The organism is Psychrobacter sp. Choline-02u-9 (assembly GCF_002836505.1).
In the GTDB taxonomy this organism is placed as follows: Bacteria; Pseudomonadota; Gammaproteobacteria; order Pseudomonadales; family Moraxellaceae; genus Psychrobacter.
On record NZ_PJBF01000041.1, the window covers coordinates 1 to 17399 of the forward strand.

Below are 17399 nucleotides of genomic sequence, written 5' to 3' on the forward strand. Positions count from 1 at the left end.
GCATCTAGTAGAAAACGCTTTCGCTAAGCTAAAACAGTATAGGGCGGTTGCCACTAGATTTGATAAGCTCAAGCAGAGTTATGAAAATACGGTCGCTCTTGCTTGTGCTTATATCTGGCTCAAATTATGAATGTTCAACACGCCCTAGTCATATTAAATATGGCTAGCTTTTTTATTGTGTTAAAGAGAACTGGTCTAAGGTTCTATTTACTTCCAGAATTTTTATTTTAGGACCTTTAAACCCGCTTTATTATCGCGCTTTGGTTTAGGTGCTTTAGCAGGACTGTTGTTAGACATTGGTGCTGAGTCGTCTTCTGGCTGATAGTTGTCATACTCTTTTGGATCAAAGAACATCCCTTGCGAGTTCTCTTTAGCATAAATCCCCATCACCGCAGTAAGTGGTACCCAGATTTCTTGTGATACACCACCGAAGCGCGCACTAAAATGAATATAGTCATTTTCCATACTCATGTTACCAGTAGCACGGCTGGCGATATTCAATACAATACGACCGTCTTGCACATGTTCGGTTGGTATTTGCACATTGTCAGCGGTAGCATCAACCATCAAGTATGGTGTCAGAGCGTTGTCTTCTATCCATTGATATAGTGCACGTACCATATAAGGGCGGGTAGGTGTAATAGAGGTGGTTTCGCTCATTTAATGATTTCCTATACTAATAATTTTTAATAATGAAAAATATCTCGTTCAGCAACTTATCAAATGACAGATGCTAATTAACATCTATCTTATTTATACTTTATTTTAGGACAGCTTTCGATACTTGTCTAATCAACGCACGCTTTTTTGGAAGCTACTACGCTCAAACACTCTTGTTTGGTATTCAAACAATGGACGGCTAATGGCACGTGGCAGCTCAATACCCATCTCATCTAATCGCCATAATAGTGGCGCTAATAACACGTCACACCAACCAAACTCATCAGCCATAAAATAAGGCTTATGAGCGAACAGCGGTGACAGAGTAATCAACGAATCACTAAGCTGTTTTTTGGCAACGGCAGCCTGTGCTTTATTAAAGCTATCTGGATGCGTCAGCAGACGCTTGCCAAGTACTAACCAATCACGTTGAATGCGCCAAGCCAGTTGGCGAAACTGTGCACGCTCTTGCGGTGTCTCAGGGAGCAGTTTGTTTGTGTGATAACGCTCTTCAAGGTACTCAAAAATGACGTTAATCTCATAAAGCGCAATCTCACGCTGCTGCAATACAGGCAAGGTATGATAGGGGTTTAGCTCAGTCAAATCTTCAGGGCGCTCAGAATGTAAGCGAGACAAATAGTAAGCGAGCTTTTTTTCTTCAAGTAATAGGCGTACCACATGACTGTCGTAGCCGTCATCAGCATACAAAATTAGCTGACTACTTGGAATGTCATTCGCATCAATCATGAAAGCCTAATGTTAATAGTGAAGGTTGTCATCGTAAACAAACTCGCAACGTTTATCAAGGTAGTGTGCGTAAACATTAGCGCTGAGCGACTTATTTTCCGGCTTATCTAGTATTTATGCTCTATATCAAGGCACAAAAAAGCACTACCGAAGTAGTGCCTTTTTTAATTCGAAGAACTATCTGCTGACTATGACTTATTTAACATCTTTCCAGAACTCTTTATTTAATAAGTAAACTGGTATGAGCAGTACTAATAAGAATAGAATGACGAAGAAACCAATTACTTGACGGTCGTGACGAGCAGGTTCACCCATCCACGCCATAAAGTTAACCAAGTCACCAACTTCAGATTCAAACTCTTCTTGGCTCAACTCTTCTTGCATATTATGCAATACGTGAGGCATCGCTGCATTGGCCAGTACTAAGTTGTTTGCACCCCAAGGACGGCTTGGATCTTCATAGAACGATAGTAGGTAAGTATATACCCAGTCGTCGCCACGTAGACGTGTCTCAAGTGATAGATCAGGCGGCGCTGCGCCAAACCAAGATGCTTGAATCTCAGGATCTATCTCAGCAGTAATGTGGTCACCGATTTGATCGGTAGTAACCATCAAATACTTTTCAACCAACTCAGGCGGTATCTCTAAATCTTTAGCAATGCGCGAATGACGAACGTACTTGGCTGAGTGACACCCAGCACAGTAGTTCATAAAGATCTTCGCGCCGTTTTGTAGTGAGCCCTTATTGGTAAAATCAATAGGAGCTGTACTACAAGCCAGGTGTTCATCAACGCCATCTGCATTGGTGAATGTACCGCAGCCACTGCCTGAAGCCATTGCCGTACCAGCAGTCAAGGTTAATGCCGCGCCTAAGCCTAGACCAGCTAGGGATTTAATTAGCGTGTTCATTAGTGACCTCCGGTAACGCGTTCTGGTGGCTGTTTACACTTCTCAATCGCAGTGTAGAAAGGCATCAGTAAGAAGAACAAGAAATATAGAATCGTGAATACACGAGCCATGATGGTTGCCGTTGGTGTAGCAGGCGTCGCACCCAAGTAGCCCAATACAACAAAGCTAATAGCAAAGACGGTCAGCGCAATCTTAGATAATATACCTTTGTAACGTATAGAGCGCACAGGAGACCTATCAAGCCATGGGATCAAGAACAGTACGGCAATCGCACCACCCATCGCAATCACGCCACCAAGCTTGTCAGGAACCGCACGTAAAATAGCGTAGAACGGCGTGTAGTACCATACTGGTGCAATATGTGCTGGTGTTTTCAGTGAGTTCGCTGTCTCAAAGTTTGGTGGTTCAAGGAAGAAACCGCCGCCTTCTGGGAAGAAGAATACCACTGCAAAGAAACAGATAAAGAACACTACGATACCAACCATGTCATGCACAGTGTAGTACGGATGGAATTCGATACCGTCTAATGGCACACCATTTTTATCTTTTAGCTTCTTAATATCGATGCCATCAGGGTTGTTCGAGCCCACATGATGCAATGCTACAATATGCATGAATACTAAGCCTACCAGTACTAATGGAATAGCAACAACGTGTAGCGCAAAGAAACGGTTTAGAGTAATACCAGAGATGATATAGTCACCACGTACCCATTCAGCAAGGCCATCACCAATAACAGGTAGAGCTGCAGGTAAGTTCAAGATAACCTGAGCACCCCAGAATGACATGTTGCCCCAAGGTAGTAGGTAACCGAAGAAACCTTCTGCCATAAGTGCTAGGTAGATACCCATACCGATGAGCCAGATAAGCTCACGAGGTTTTTGGTATGAACCATATAGCAAGGCTCTAAACATATGCAGGTATACAACGACGAAAAACGCAGATGCGCCGGTTGAGTGCATATAGCGAATGAGCCAACCACCTTTTACGTCACGCATGATGTATTCAACAGACGCAAATGCCCCTTCGGCACTTGGGTTGTACATCATCGTAAGCCATATACCAGTCACCAATTGGTTGACCAGTACGATCATTGATAGCACGCCAAAGAAGTACCAAAAGTTAAAGTTCTTTGGTGCGTAGTACTTTGACATATGGTATTCATAGGTTTCGGTCGCTGGAAAACGCGCGTCCACCCAATGCATTAACTTTTTACCCATACTCATATCAAGCCTCCCCAACCGTCAAGATGGTACCATCCATACCATATTCTGGAACGGGTAAATTAAGTGGTGCAGGAACGCCGCTATATACGCGACCTGCTAAGTCATATTTTGACCCGTGACACGGACAGAAAAATCCGCCGTACCAATCATTACCACCTAAATCCACCGCGCCCACATCAGGACGGTAGTTTGGTGCACAGCCCAAATGTGTGCAAACGCCTTCGACCACCAATACGGTTGGATCTAAAGAGCGAGTAGGATTTTTGCAATATTCAGGTTGTAGAGACGCATCAGACTCAGGATCAGATAATAGAGGTTTGACTGACTCTAGTCCTGCAACCATGTCTTCGGTGCGCTTAACCACATAAATAGGTTTACCACGGTATTTGACGACGATCATTTGTCCATCTTCGATAGAACCAATATCTTGGGTCACTGCAGCCCCTGCAGCCTCAGCTTTAGCGCTTGGGTACCAAGAACGGACAAAAGGTGTCGCCACGGCAGCTACCCCAGCTGCACCAATCGCGGCAGTTGAGGCAATAAGAACTCTACGGCGTTGTACATTAACGCCTTCGGCTTGGCTCATTAATACTTCCTCCAGGTGAATGAAATGGGATTATCCCACACTGGGTTTGTGGCTTAGAAAATATACAATATCAAGCCACTTTAGCTGTGCCTAATTTTGCTAATTGTTGCTATTCTAAGCTATTTCGGTGATAAAATAAATTATTGCGTTAAAAATAAAGCAACCTCAATAGGACATATTAGAAGGTTGAATATGATAATCAAACCAAAACAGTTGGATTATCAACGCTTAACGCTAACTTTGCTTTAACAAGGATTATGATGTGATGACCTTATAAATAATAAGGATTTTCAGCAATAGCGAATGATACTTGAAATTAAGGTAATGTTCACTAACTTTCACCATCTAACTACTTTGTAAGTTGCTGTAAAACAAATATCACCACTCTATATAATAAAGTGGTGATGCCTTCACAATGATTAATAATGTTTTGTCAGACTATCAGAAACTTGTTTATCGAAATAAGCAATGCAAAATACACATGCGATATTCCAATAAACTCAGCTAGAGAGTTGCCAATACTAGCCTTCAAGCTCGCTCCAGCGTTCAAGCTTGTGCATCATCTCATCTTCAATGGTTAAGAGACGCTCACTAGCAGCTGTCGCCGCATCAAAGTCGGTATTGAACCAAGAGCCATCGGCCAGCTTTTCTTGCAGTTGAGCCTGTTCGGCTTCGAGTGCAGCGATTTCTTTTGGCAAGTTATCCAGTTCGCGTTGATCATTATAATTTAGCTTTTTGGCTGCCTTATTTGGTTTCGCTGCCGCGCCAGACTTATTTGTCGCTTTATTACTAGCCGCATTGTTGGCAGGTGCTTTGGCAGCACGTGATGCTTCTTCACGGTTCTTTTGTACGAGGTACTCTTGATAACCACCTACATACTCATTGACCACTCCTTTGCCGTCTTCATCTTCGCCAAACACCCACGTAGAGGTAACGACATTGTCCATGAATGAACGATCATGACTGATCAGCAAAATCGTACCACCAAAGCTGGCGACTGATTCTTCTAACAACTCAAGTGTTGCCATGTCCAAATCGTTGGTCGGCTCATCGAGTACCAAAATATTGGCAGGTTTCAATAACTGCTTGGCCAGTAGTACTCGGTTACGCTCACCACCAGACAGTGCTTTGACAGGTGTACGTGCGCGCTCTGGTGCAAATAAGAAATCTTGCAAGTAGCTCATGATATGTGTTTTGCGACCGCCAACTTCTACAAAGTCAGAACCTTCCGAAACGTTTTGTGCAACGCTTGCTTCAAGATCCAACTGGTCACGCAGCTGGTCGAAGAATGCGATTTTCAGGTTAGTACCTAATTCGACACTACCAGACTTGGTAACTTCGTCATCAGACATATCGAGTAAGGCTTTAATAAGCGTGGTTTTACCCGCACCGTTAGGCCCAACAATACCAATCTTATCGCCACGCATAATAGTGGTCGTAAAATCATCTACCAAGACGTTGCCGTCATATTCAAGATGTAAGTTTTTAACTTTACAGACAAGCTTACCGCTTTTCTCGCCTTGACCCATTGTGATGTTTACATTGCCCACTTGCTCACGGCGATCGCTGCGCTCTTCACGTAAGGCTTTTAGTTCACGTACACGGCCCTCATTGCGAGTGCGACGTGCTTTGATACCTTGGCGAATCCAAACTTCTTCTTGTGCCAGTTTTTTATCAAAGTTGGCATTGTTCTTTTCTTCAGCCTGTAACTGTAGCTCTTTTAGCTCTTGATAGCGCGCGTAACCACCTTCACCTTGTGTTACGTCATAACTGGTCAATTGGCCACGGTCAAGCTCAATAATGCGAGTCGATAGTTTATTGACGAATGCTCTATCATGAGTCACGAACAACAACGTCAGGCCTTGCCAATCGAGCAAAAAGCGCTCTAACCATTCGATACTTTCAACATCCAAATGGTTGGTTGGCTCATCTAGTAGTAGCACATCAGGCTTAGTGACTAGCGCACGAGCGAGTAACACGCGGCGTTTACGACCACCAGATAGGGATGATAAGTCGTCTTCTGGATTAAGGCCCATGGTCGTAATCAGACGCATGGCATCGCGTTCTAAGTCCCAGCCATGTACCGCATCGATATCATGTTGTAGGGTCGCCATGTGCTCACAGGCATCCATATCGCCATTCGCACACATATCGACTTGCTTATTATAGTTAATGAGCAAATCAGCCGTGCGACGACTACCGCCCATAACGATGTCTAATATGCGACCGCTAGTCTCAGGAACGTCTTGCTCTAGCATCGCTACACGCATACTACTGTTGGTAATAATCTCGCCACTGTCAGGCTGCAATGAGCCATTGATCAGTTTAAACAAAGTAGATTTACCTTCGCCGTTGCGGCCAATCAAGCACACACGCTCGCCTGTATTGATAGAAAAATCAATACCATCAAGAACAGGCGCGACGCCAAAGGCTAAGTGAATGTCTTTTAAATGAATCAGTGCCATAGAGTATCTTAAGCTTATATAATAGTGAGGTAGGGGTTGTTGCAAAATTGCCTGCAGTATAACATGCCACCGCATCACTGTAGTGGGAGTAAATAGTTTTATCAGTACTATTTATTGCTTTTACTAATGGATGCTATTTAACGACTATTATTATAGATTTATCTCTAATCTACAGTACTCCTTGAACCCCTTAATAATCCATTCTTTCACTTTAATACTTACTATGATCTAGAGAAAAATATGAACCAATCTAAAACTACAACCGATACTTCTACAGTGCAAGATGATCTGCAAGCCCAAGTAATCGATTTGCAAATGAGCCTCGCGCACCTTGAAGTTACCGTCGAACGACTGGATGACGTAATCACGCGACAAGACAAAGATATTCATACGCTGCAACGTCAACTACAACTGATTTATAAGCAAATAGAAAATCAAGACCCAGAGAGTGGTATTGCCCCATTTGATGTGATGGCGGATAGACCACCACACTATTAGTAAGTTAGAATTAGAAAGAAAAGCTTTCAATGACAAAAGATATATACGTATTTTTATATATAGATACTGTATGATGACTATGTGGTCATAACATAGAAATAATGTGTTTTTGTAGTTGTTTTAGTGTTAAAAAATCTTTACTATCTTCCACCTCGGATGCTGATTGCCTATTAAAACTAGGTAAAACAGTAAAACAATGCGGATGTTTGGAGATATAAAATGCGCCACACCTTTCATTTAAAAACTCTTGCAGTAGCTGTTGCTACTTTTTCTGTTGCTAGCGTCGCTAGTGCTGCTGGCCTTGATCGCTCAGGCCAAGATATCACCGCATTCCTACAAGACGGCACTTATGCAGAAGCTGTCTACACTTATATCGATGCTGACGTTACTGGTAAAGATACATCAGGTAATAAAATCGATGACATCGCAGAGTCTTATGACTTTTTCCGTTATGGCGTAAAAACAGATATCAACGATACATTCAGTGTTGGTATCTTATATGATGAGCCTTTTGGTGCAGCAGCCGATTACACTGGAAATAATAACTTTGTAGGCGCACCAACTGATGCTGTTAATAATATTATTGCATCGCGTCTAGGTGGATTAGGCGTTAATAATGTAGAAGAGTTGAAAGGTTTAGTTGAAGGTACTCAAAACCAGTTAACTGCTGCTGAAACTCGTTTAAATGCAGTTAGAGAGCAAGTAAGACAAGCCCAAGCAGCTGTTAATCAAAACCCAGCACTTGAGCCTGCACTGCGTCCACAGATTAATGCTGGTTTAGCAGGTATCGCCGCTGGCGAAACGCAGCTAGCAGAAGGTCAAGCACAGTTAAATCAACTTGAGCAATTAGAAGGCTTTGCGGATGGTCGCCTTGCGAATGATGAAGGCACAAATGTTGAAGTCCGTAGCGAAAGCATCACAGGTATCCTAGGTGCTAAGTTTGGTCAAAACAAAGAATTCCAAGTGTACGGTGGTCCTGTTGTTCAGCGTATCAAAGCTGATGTAAGTCTTCGTGGTAGTGCCTATAGTGCTGCTACAGGCTATACCGCTCATATTAGTCCTGATACCGACTATGGCTATATCGCTGGTATATCTTATAGTAAACCTGAAATTGCTCTAAAGGCGGCTTTGACCTATCGTTCTGAAATTGACCACAGCTCGAATATCGATGAGATATATCCAGTAGTAGCAGCTTTAGGTGGTGAAGCGAATCAAGGTAATACGCTAGATATTACTACCCCTAAATCAGTTAACTTCGATTTCCAAACTGGTATTAACCCTACAACCTTAGCGACTGCCAAAGTACGCTGGGTACCATGGAGTGATTTTGCAATCGTTCCACCACTTTATAATGAAGTAAGCAAGCAAGCAACTAATGATGATAAAGGTTTATCTTTAGTCAGCTATGACGATGACCAATGGCAAGTAGAGCTAGGGTTGGCCAAGCGTGTCGCGCCAGCACTTGCTGTCAGTGGTACTGTTGGTTGGGACAGTGGTGCAGGCAACCCTGTCACTTCGTTAGGTCCTATCGAAGGCTATTATAGCGCTGGTCTTGGTGCGAAATATAATGTGACCGAGAACTGGGCAGTATCTGCTGGTGGTAAATACTTATGGTTCGGTGATGCCAAAGGTCAAATCCCAACTAAGACGATCGTTAGTGATTTCGAAAGTAACGATGGTTTTGTATTAGGTGTAAAGGTATCTTACCAAGCTCAGTAAATTACAAATAAATTATGTGATGCTGTTTGTTATTAATATTAAAAGCGATCCTTTAAGGGTCGCTTTTTTATTATGTGTTTTTAAAAATTACATTTAACAGACTATAGGTAAAAATATTTATTTTATGACTATAGACCTCACTGTAAAAATCACACTAAGGATAAAAAGTAAACCACAGCATTTTATTTATATCTTATATGTACTGTTCAGTCATAATTGAGAAATAAAGCACTTTAAATGTTGTTTTAGTGTCAAAAAGCTATTAGTATTCAACTTAGGACACGACTTTGATACTTTCAATGTTAAGCGCAGCAATGCTATATATTGATTATCAAGGTAGTAATACAACAAGGACCGTTGGAGATACACAATGCGCACTACCTTTCATTTGAAAACCCTTGCAGTAGCTATTGCTACTCTCTCTGTTGCTAGCGTAACCAACGCTGCTGGTCTTGATCGTTCAGGTCAAGATGTCACTGCTTTTTTTCAAGATGGCACTTACGCTGAAGCGGTCTATACTTATATTGACGCTGATGTAAGCGGCTACGATAGTTCGAATGTCAACCCTGGCCAAAATGACTATGAGCGCGGCGACAAAACAGGTGATATTGCTGAATCTTATGACTTCTTCCGCTATGGCGTGAAGACTGATATCAACGACACGTTCAGTGTGGGTGTGCTATATGATGAGCCTTTTGGTGCTGCTGCTGAATACACGCAAAGTAATTTTGTGGCAAGCAATAATCCTCAAGCTTCAGGAGGCGAATTGGTAGGTGATGGTGTAGACCCACAGACTGCAGGTGCCATAGCACTAGCCGAAGCAAGTACTGCAGGTGAAAATACCAATGTAGAAGTTCGTAGCCAAAGCCTAACGGGTATCCTTGGTATGAAGTTCGGCGCGAATAAAAACTTCCAAATTTATGGTGGTCCAGTTGCTCAGCGTATCCAATCTGAAACCAAGCTGCGTGGCTTAGCTTATGGGCCTGCTAGTGGTTATACCTCAAACAGCAATCCTGATATGGATTACGGTTATATAGCAGGTATTGCCTATAGCAAGCCTGAAATTGCTCTAAAAGCAGCGTTGACTTATCGTTCTGAGATTGACCATGATATAGGTATCTCTGAGAATTATCCTATAGCAGGTATTTTGGCTCAAGGAGCTGCTTTGCAGCAAGGAGCGACTCCAGCACAGGCAGCAGCTATAGGGGCTGCGGCTGCTAACCGGAACAGTAATTATGAGATTACAACCCCTAAATCAGTCAACTTTGATTTCCAAACAGGTATCAATCCGACTACTTTAGCAACGGCAAAAGTCCGTTGGGTACCATGGAGCGATTTTGCCATCACACCACCATTATATAATGACGTTAGTAAACGTAATTACGGCCCTGATGGTTTGGACTTGGTTGAATACGAAGATGACCAATGGCAAGTGGAACTCGGTCTTGCCAAGCGTGTCGCGCCTGCACTTGCTATAAGTGGTACGGTTGGTTGGGATAGTGGTGCCGGTGATCCAACAACGTCGTTAGGTCCTGTCGATGGCTATTACAGCGTCGGTCTTGGTGCCAAATACAACGTGACGGAAAACTGGGCCGTGTCTGCTGGTGGTAAATACTTATGGTTCGGTGATGCAAAAGGTCGTCTACCTAGTGGAAAGATCGTTGGTGATTTCCAAGATAATGATGGTTATATTGCTGGTTTAAAGCTTTCTTATCAGGGTGAATAGCCTCTTTATATAACTGATGAATAATAAAAAAGCGACCTATGACGGGTCGCTTTTCTTATGGGCTTTCTATTAAATATTTGATTGTTAATGCTCAAATATAGATAGAATAGCAAATATAATCTTTATAGTATTAATTCATATAGCACGACTACATTTTATTTGCCTAGTTTAGCTTAGTGTCCATATACAGCAAATACCCTTGCATTTAAGAACCTATACGCACTCGTACCTTACCGAATGAGTTGTTAATAACGTAGCATACTTGAGGTACACAAGGAAAAGATCTAAATAGATAATCAAATGTGATATTAAGAAAAGAAGTATTGTTGATAAAGGCTTACTTCGTAGAAGTGAGCAGCAGTTGAACTGCCAAATGGGCTAGGACAATCTGGCTTAGTATATCCATCACAGAGCTATCCATACTACTGTCTCATTGATCATAAGTTCTCTTTGTTTAATACTGTAGTAGGTTAAATATACTAAATCGTTACTCATAAAAAAACCTCGCCAATAATGACGAGGTTTTTTTATAACAATAAGCTTAAGATATTACGTAAACTTATTTGTTTAAGTTTAACTCCATCTCTTTGTACTTAGCAGAAACTGAAGGTCTTGGGCCACCAGTCATGATACTAACGGCAAAGATAGCGATAGTACTTAAGATAAAGCCTGGAACGATAGCATATAACCAGCTATTTAGTGCCATACCATCTACTTGGAAAGGACCATAAATCCATAGGATAACAGTCAACGCACCAACAACCATACCGGCAACAGCACCATTACGGTTCATACCACGCCATGTAAGGCTGAAGATAACCAATGGACCAAACGCAGCACCAAATCCTGCCCATGCATTAGAAACTAGGTTCAATACTGAGCTATCTGGGTTAGACGCTAGCATAATGGCAACGATAGCAACGATGATCACTGAGATACGACCAACCAATACCTGGCGAGCTTCTGGTGCGTCTTTATCAAAGAATAGTTTGTATACATCTTTGGTTAGAGAGCTTGATACAACCAATAGCTGTGATGAGATAGTACTCATAATTGCTGCTAAAATAGCTGCTAATAGGAAACCTGAAACCAATGGATGGAACAAGAACTGAGTGAATACTAAGAAGATAGTCTCAGGATCATCCAGCGTCATCGCAGTTTTTTGTACGTAGGCACGACCAGCAAAACCAGTCATTAGTGAACCAACCAGACTCACAACCATCCAGCTCATACCGATATTACGTGCGGTTGGCACATCTCTCACTGAACGAATCGCCATAAAACGTACGATAATATGCGGTTGGCCAAAGTAACCTAAGCCCCATGCCATGAGTGAGATAATACCGATAACACTCATACCGCTAGTAACGTCTAAAAGGGTTGGGTCGATGTTTCTAACCGCTTCTGTAGTGGCTGAAATACCACCAAGATCAGTAAAGGCAACGACAGGTACGATTACCATGGCAAACAGCATGATGACGCCCTGTACGAAATCGGTCATAGATACCGCTAAGAAACCACCGAATAGCGTATAAGCCACAACCACACCAGCAGTAACCCATAGGCCAGTACTATACGATAGATTTAGTGAGCTTTCGAAGAGTTTACCACCACCTACAAGACTTGCAGCGGTATAGACGGTAAAGAATAGAATGATGACCACGGCTGAGATGACGCGTAGCATGTGCGACTTGTCTTCAAAGCGGTTGGCGAAATAATCGGGTAGGGTGATAGCGTTGTCAGCCACTTCGGTATAAACACGAAGGCGAGGTGCTACGATGAGATAGTTTAGTAATGCACCTAATGTCAAACCAAGCGCGATCCAAATACTGACCACACCATCGGCAAACATATAACCAGGTAAGCCAAGTAGTAACCAACCTGACATATCTGATGCACCTGCAGAAAGTGCGGTTACTGCTGGGCCTAAGTTACGACCCCCTAACATATAGCCTTCAGTATCATTGGCTTGCTTAAAATAAGCGTAAACACCAATCCCAATCATCACTAAGAAATAGGCGCCGAGTGATATCAGCACGCCACTAGAAACTCCGTTCATATAAATTGTCCTTAACCAACATGGTTGGCTGTAATTATTTTTAACTATAAAAGTTTTGTCCTACAAGGCGATGTCCAAAACAATATTTAAAGACAAAAAAAGCCATTAATTGAGACATAATGGCTTTTTTTAGTATCTTCTGTAGTTTTATATGATTGATGTTGTTCTATGGCTAGCACTCATATAGAGATAGAGAACAACGGGAACATCGCATTCCACTTATCTATCGTTATTGCTCGCATCTGCTATTTATATATGAGTATTAGCAACCTACATCATCAATCTAAACCATTAAACCTACTGTTAACCATCATATCTTACTAGAAGTATTCAATATATGACTATCAGTGTCCTTGTGGTAAATTTTTGTTATAAAAACAACGTCAAGCGTATTATAACGCATGAGAGTCACAAATGCGAATAGCTTAATGGTTAGACTGTTATAGCGAGCTCTTTTTATTCAATAGGCGCAAGTAAGTCTAGTAGGGCGGTCACGCTGCTAGATTGAGTTAATTTTGGATTGATGACCACACCTAAATAGCGTTGTAATTCAATATTGTCAGCCATATCGATACGTTCCAAATCTTGACTAACCATCGTTTGTGGTAGTACTGACCAACCAAGACCGACAGACACCAACATACGAATAGATTCAAGCGGGTTGGTGCTCATCGTGGCATAAGGTTTCAGATTATGCTTGGCAAATTCGGCCAAAGTAATCTGACTGGTAAAGGTATTGGCAGAAGGCAAAATGGCAGGATAGCGCGCTAACTGCTCCAACGTCACATTAGATTTAGTAGCCAAAGGTGATAGCGTACCCGTCATAAAATAAAGAGGGTCTGACCAGAGCGTGTGATAAGTTAAGCGCTTATCGTAGACAGGTGGAAGCGTAACAAAGGCTAAAGACAAATCACCATCTAGTACTGCTTTATGAGCTTTTTCAGAATCTACGAAGTGTACTTCTAACTGAACAGCTGGATAAGCTTGAATAAAGTGTTTAAGGACAGGTGCTAAATGATGTAGGCCAATATGATGGCTAGTACCAATGACTAATTTGCCAGAAACGATATGCTGAGAATGCTGCAAGTTGATTTTAAAATTCTCATAATCTTCCAGCCAACGCTTGGCATGAGGTAGCATTTCACTGGCAGCTTGAGTAGGTACAATTCCACGTCCTACCGTATCAAACAAGGTAATGTTAAACTCGTCTTCTAAGTTTTTGATACGTTTACTGACAGCAGGCTGCGTGATAAACAGCTTTTCTGCGGCGCCTGAGATACTGCCAGTGTGCATAACGGTAACGAATGTCGTCAAGTTTGTGGTGTTCAAACGAATGTCCTTAGCTACTTTACGAGCTATAAATAAAAGTTGGCTGACCCAATCACAACGTATTAGAAAAAAAAGTTTGCGTCTGGTTAAAAATCATCAATTATTATTATAGGATTTGCCTGCTATAATCACAAGACATCGAGGCATATTGTGACATATTTATTCTAAAAAATTGGCTATTTGCTATTTAAAACGTATTTTAAGCGTTAATTTTAGTCATATTTAGAGTCTCATAAAGAAATAATATTTAAATCTTAGATACGATAGTAATTATTAAACATTATAGATAGACATAGCATTTACGTAGAATCTTAGCTTGGCAATGTGCAAGTAAGTAAAAATTAAGTAATTAGTAACCTATAAAGGATAGCAACATGGCTGGTCAAACGTTATATGACAAACTTTGGAACGCTCACGAAGTCACCAAGCGCGACGATGGTTCGAGCCTGATTTATATCGACCGCCACCTGTTGCACGAAGTGACGAGTCCACAAGCATTTGAAGGGTTGGAGTTGGCAAACAGAGCGCCATGGCGTCTATCGGCTAACATTGCCAGTCCAGATCATAATGTACCGACCGTCACTAAAGAGCGTCTAGAAGGGGTGCCTGGGATTAAAGACAAGGTATCACGCTTGCAGGTTGTCACGTTGGACGATAACTGCACCAAGTTTGATATTGCTGAATTTACTATCAATGATGCGCGTCAAGGAATTTTGCACGTGGTCGGTCCAGAGCAAGGTTTGGTCTTGCCAGGTATGACGGTTGTTTGCGGTGACTCGCATACAGCGACCCATGGAGCACTTGGCTGTTTGGCTCATGGTATCGGAACCTCCGAAGTTGAGCATGTATTGGCAACGCAGTGTTTGATTCAAAAGAAATCAAAAAATATGCAAATCCGTGTCACTGGTCAACTTGGTGCTGGCGTCACTTCAAAAGATGTGGTGTTAGCTATTATTGCAAAGATTGGTACGGCAGGTGGTACAGGACACGCGATTGAATTTGCAGGTCAAGTGTTCGAAGACATGAGTATGGAAGGTCGTATGACCGTCTGTAACATGGCGATTGAGGCAGGTGCACGTGTCGGTATGGTTGCGGTCGATGACACGACGATTGACTATGTCAAAGGTCGTCCATATGCGCCAAGCGAAGCACAATGGGAACAAGCGGAAGCCTATTGGCGTACATTATATTCAGACGATGACGCGGTATTTGATACTGTGGTAGAAATCGACGGTAGTCAGATCGCACCGCAAGTATCTTGGGGTACATCGCCTGAGATGGTTGTAGATATCACGCAATCTGTACCGACACCAGATCAAGCCATTGATGAAGCTCAAGAAGAAGGCTGGTTACGCGCTTATACTTATATGGGGCTAGAAGCTGGTCAGAAAATTACGGATATCCAACTTGATCGTATATTTATCGGTTCATGTACCAATTCACGAATCGAAGATTTACGTGATGCGGCAGCGGTAATCAAAGGTCGCAAAGTTGCTGATAACGTAAAAGAAGCGATCGTTGTTGCAGGTTCTGGACAGGTGAAGTTGCAAGCAGAGGCTGAAGGCTTGGATACGTTATTTACCGAAGCTGGTTTTGAATGGCGTGAGCCGGGCTGCTCAATGTGTCTTGCGATGAATGCGGATAAACTTGAGCCACAAGAGCACTGCGCCTCAACGTCTAATCGTAATTTTGAAGGTCGTCAGGGTAATGGTGGCCGTACGCATTTAGTAAGCCCAGCAATGGCAGCTGCCGCCGCGTTGGCAGGTCATTTTGTAGACGTTCGTACGTTTTAAATCTGATAATAAGTACTGACATCATGCTTGTATGAACAATAAATATATGAGCATGCTGTCAAAGATGGTAAAAACTTATTTACTATTTAACATGCTTATCAAGATCATCAGCCAGCAAAAATATAATTGATAGGAAATTTTATGCAAGCTTATAACACCCAAACAGGTATCGTTTGCCCGTTAGATCGCGCAAACGTCGATACCGACCAAATTATCGCAAAACAGTTTTTAAAGTCTATTAAACGTACAGGTTTTGGCGTGAATCTATTTGACGATTGGCGCTATCTTGACGAAGGCTATCCTGGTCAAGACAACAGTACACGAGTCATCAATCCAGACTTTGTATTGAATAAACCGCGTTATCAAGGTGCTACTATCTTACTAGCACGTAGAAACTTTGGTTGTGGCTCTAGTCGTGAGCATGCGCCTTGGGCGTTATCAGAGTATGGTTTCCGTACGGTAATTGCGCCTAGTTTTGCAGATATTTTCTATAATAACTGTTTCAAAAATGGCATGTTGCCGATTGTGTTGGATGAAGCGATTGTAGATACGTTAATGAAAGCGACTTTTGATAACGAAGGCTATGAGTTGACCGCGGATCTTGAACGTCAGGTCGTTATCACACCAACTGGTGAAGAGTATGCCTTTGAAGTAGATGCCTTTCGCAAACATTGCTTGTTAAACGGACTGGATGATATTGGTCTAACCTTGCAGCAAAGTGATGCTATCAAAGATTATGAGCAACAAATGATGCAAAAAACACCGTGGATATTTAACGACGTAAGAGCGTAGAGGGTCATTCTATAATCTACTGCTAATAAAATATGAGTAGTCGCAACGCAGCGTTGAGTTATGGCGGTGAACTGTCTAAAATGAAGAATAGTTTTTCACTACATTTTATTATCTCTCTTGAATAGTAGCCGCCATTATGAATACAAAACGTTATGCTCTATGGACAAGTACAATTGTTGCTGCAAGCTTATTATTGTCAGGCTGTCAGCTATTGACGGGCTATCAAAAAATAAATGAGGCAGAGAGTGCTGAAGCATGGGTAGGTAAAATTAAACCTATTGCTGGTGAAGTAAATATTGCATGTGTGGGTACATATCATTGCGAAATTGTGCAGATAGATAAAACACTCATTATCGCGCCCAACAGTCACGAGCCAATCAATCCTCAGATTATGACAGCCTTACCACGTCAAGAAGGTATGGCAAAAACATCGATAAATATGGATATGACACCACTCGTCAATAAAAATGCCATAAAAGTTGTGCCGTTAGCGCCTTCGAGTATGCCTGGATTGACCAACTACTATGCACGGGTCATGCCTGCCAAACACGAGGTACATGTTAATTTTTATCCAGAAAATAACATGGGCTATGTTGAGCGTTTTGCGATGATTCATGATTTCACTGAAGCAGGTACTTATCAGCTGCGCGCTTATCAAAAAAAGAACAGCGAAAAATCAGGCAGTCTATTGGACACAGCATCACCTGAGCCTTTATGTATTGAGCTATTGCAAGGCACTCAAGTACAGCGCCGATTCTGCAAGCAACTAGACGCTGAGCATCAAGGCGAGTTTGTAGAGACTGGCATGACCAAAGCAGTAACATCAGCACCCAAAGCCAAAAAAATGGCAGCATAAAATATGAGTGTAAAAAGCTCAAAAATATAACCAA

15 protein-coding genes are annotated in these 17399 nt (G+C 42.2%); 7 read left to right on the plus strand and 8 right to left on the minus strand.

Going from position 1 to position 17399, the window contains the following annotated elements; genetic code table 11:
* The coding region (locus CXF69_RS02630) for a transposase (RefSeq protein ID WP_145990085.1) at positions 1–130 on the plus strand (130 nt) is incomplete at its 5' end.
* Between the two features lie 92 nt (positions 131–222).
* Here CXF69_RS02630 and CXF69_RS02635 read toward each other — a convergent pair.
* From CXF69_RS02635 to CXF69_RS02660, 6 genes are all read right to left on the minus strand, one after another.
* Positions 223–660, minus strand: a complete 438-nt coding sequence (locus CXF69_RS02635; RefSeq protein ID WP_102078541.1) for a ClpXP protease specificity-enhancing factor — start codon at positions 658–660, stop codon at positions 223–225.
* Between the two features lie 132 nt (positions 661–792).
* Positions 793–1407, minus strand: coding sequence for a glutathione S-transferase N-terminal domain-containing protein (locus tag CXF69_RS02640; protein WP_058024136.1), 615 nt, complete (start codon positions 1405–1407; stop codon positions 793–795).
* Between the two features lie 195 nt (positions 1408–1602).
* A complete protein-coding gene (locus CXF69_RS02645; protein WP_101205476.1) occupies positions 1603–2316 on the minus strand; it encodes a cytochrome c1 in 714 nt (237 codons plus the stop codon).
* On the minus strand, positions 2316–3536 hold the full coding sequence (locus CXF69_RS02650) for a cytochrome b (protein ID WP_370587744.1): 1221 nt from the start codon (positions 3534–3536) through the stop codon (positions 2316–2318). The genes CXF69_RS02645 and CXF69_RS02650 overlap by 1 nt, the downstream gene beginning before the upstream one ends.
* 7 nt (positions 3537–3543) lie before the next feature.
* Positions 3544–4128, minus strand: a complete 585-nt coding sequence (gene petA, locus CXF69_RS02655) for a ubiquinol-cytochrome c reductase iron-sulfur subunit (RefSeq protein WP_057759305.1) — start codon at positions 4126–4128, stop codon at positions 3544–3546.
* A gap of 521 nt (positions 4129–4649) precedes the next feature.
* On the minus strand, positions 4650–6593 hold the full coding sequence (locus CXF69_RS02660) for an ATP-binding cassette domain-containing protein (protein ID WP_102078540.1): 1944 nt from the start codon (positions 6591–6593) through the stop codon (positions 4650–4652).
* Between the two features lie 240 nt (positions 6594–6833).
* Between CXF69_RS02660 and CXF69_RS02665 the strand changes: the two genes are divergently transcribed.
* The 3 genes from CXF69_RS02665 (at position 6834) to CXF69_RS02675 (ending at position 10536) form a co-directional block, all read left to right on the plus strand.
* Positions 6834–7091, plus strand: coding sequence for a SlyX family protein (locus CXF69_RS02665; protein WP_101205473.1), 258 nt, complete (start codon positions 6834–6836; stop codon positions 7089–7091).
* Positions 7092–7310: 219 nt separating this feature from the next.
* Entirely contained in the window at positions 7311–8810 is a 1500-nt protein-coding gene (locus tag CXF69_RS02670) for an outer membrane protein transport protein (RefSeq protein ID WP_101205472.1), read from the plus strand.
* 370 nt (positions 8811–9180) lie between these two features.
* Positions 9181–10536, plus strand: coding sequence for an outer membrane protein transport protein (locus tag CXF69_RS02675; RefSeq protein ID WP_101205471.1), 1356 nt, complete (start codon positions 9181–9183; stop codon positions 10534–10536).
* A gap of 559 nt (positions 10537–11095) precedes the next feature.
* Here CXF69_RS02675 and putP read toward each other — a convergent pair.
* Both putP and CXF69_RS02685 read right to left on the minus strand, forming a co-directional pair.
* Complete coding sequence (gene putP, locus CXF69_RS02680; protein WP_101205470.1) at positions 11096–12595, minus strand: sodium/proline symporter PutP; 1500 nt, start codon at positions 12593–12595, stop codon at positions 11096–11098.
* 456 nt (positions 12596–13051) lie between these two features.
* Positions 13052–13924, minus strand: coding sequence for a LysR family transcriptional regulator (locus CXF69_RS02685; protein ID WP_101205469.1), 873 nt, complete (start codon positions 13922–13924; stop codon positions 13052–13054).
* Positions 13925–14298: 374 nt separating this feature from the next.
* Here CXF69_RS02685 and leuC point away from each other — a divergent pair, with 374 nt between their 5' ends.
* From leuC to CXF69_RS02700, 3 genes are all read left to right on the plus strand, one after another.
* Positions 14299–15717, plus strand: a complete 1419-nt coding sequence (leuC, locus tag CXF69_RS02690) for a 3-isopropylmalate dehydratase large subunit (protein ID WP_057759320.1) — start codon at positions 14299–14301, stop codon at positions 15715–15717.
* Positions 15718–15858: 141 nt separating this feature from the next.
* Entirely contained in the window at positions 15859–16509 is a 651-nt protein-coding gene (leuD, locus tag CXF69_RS02695) for a 3-isopropylmalate dehydratase small subunit (protein ID WP_057759322.1), read from the plus strand.
* Between the two features lie 136 nt (positions 16510–16645).
* Positions 16646–17365 (plus strand): hypothetical protein, encoded by a 720-nt coding sequence (locus tag CXF69_RS02700; RefSeq protein ID WP_101205468.1) that lies wholly within the window; start codon positions 16646–16648, stop codon positions 17363–17365.
* Positions 17366–17399: the final 34 nt, after the last annotated feature.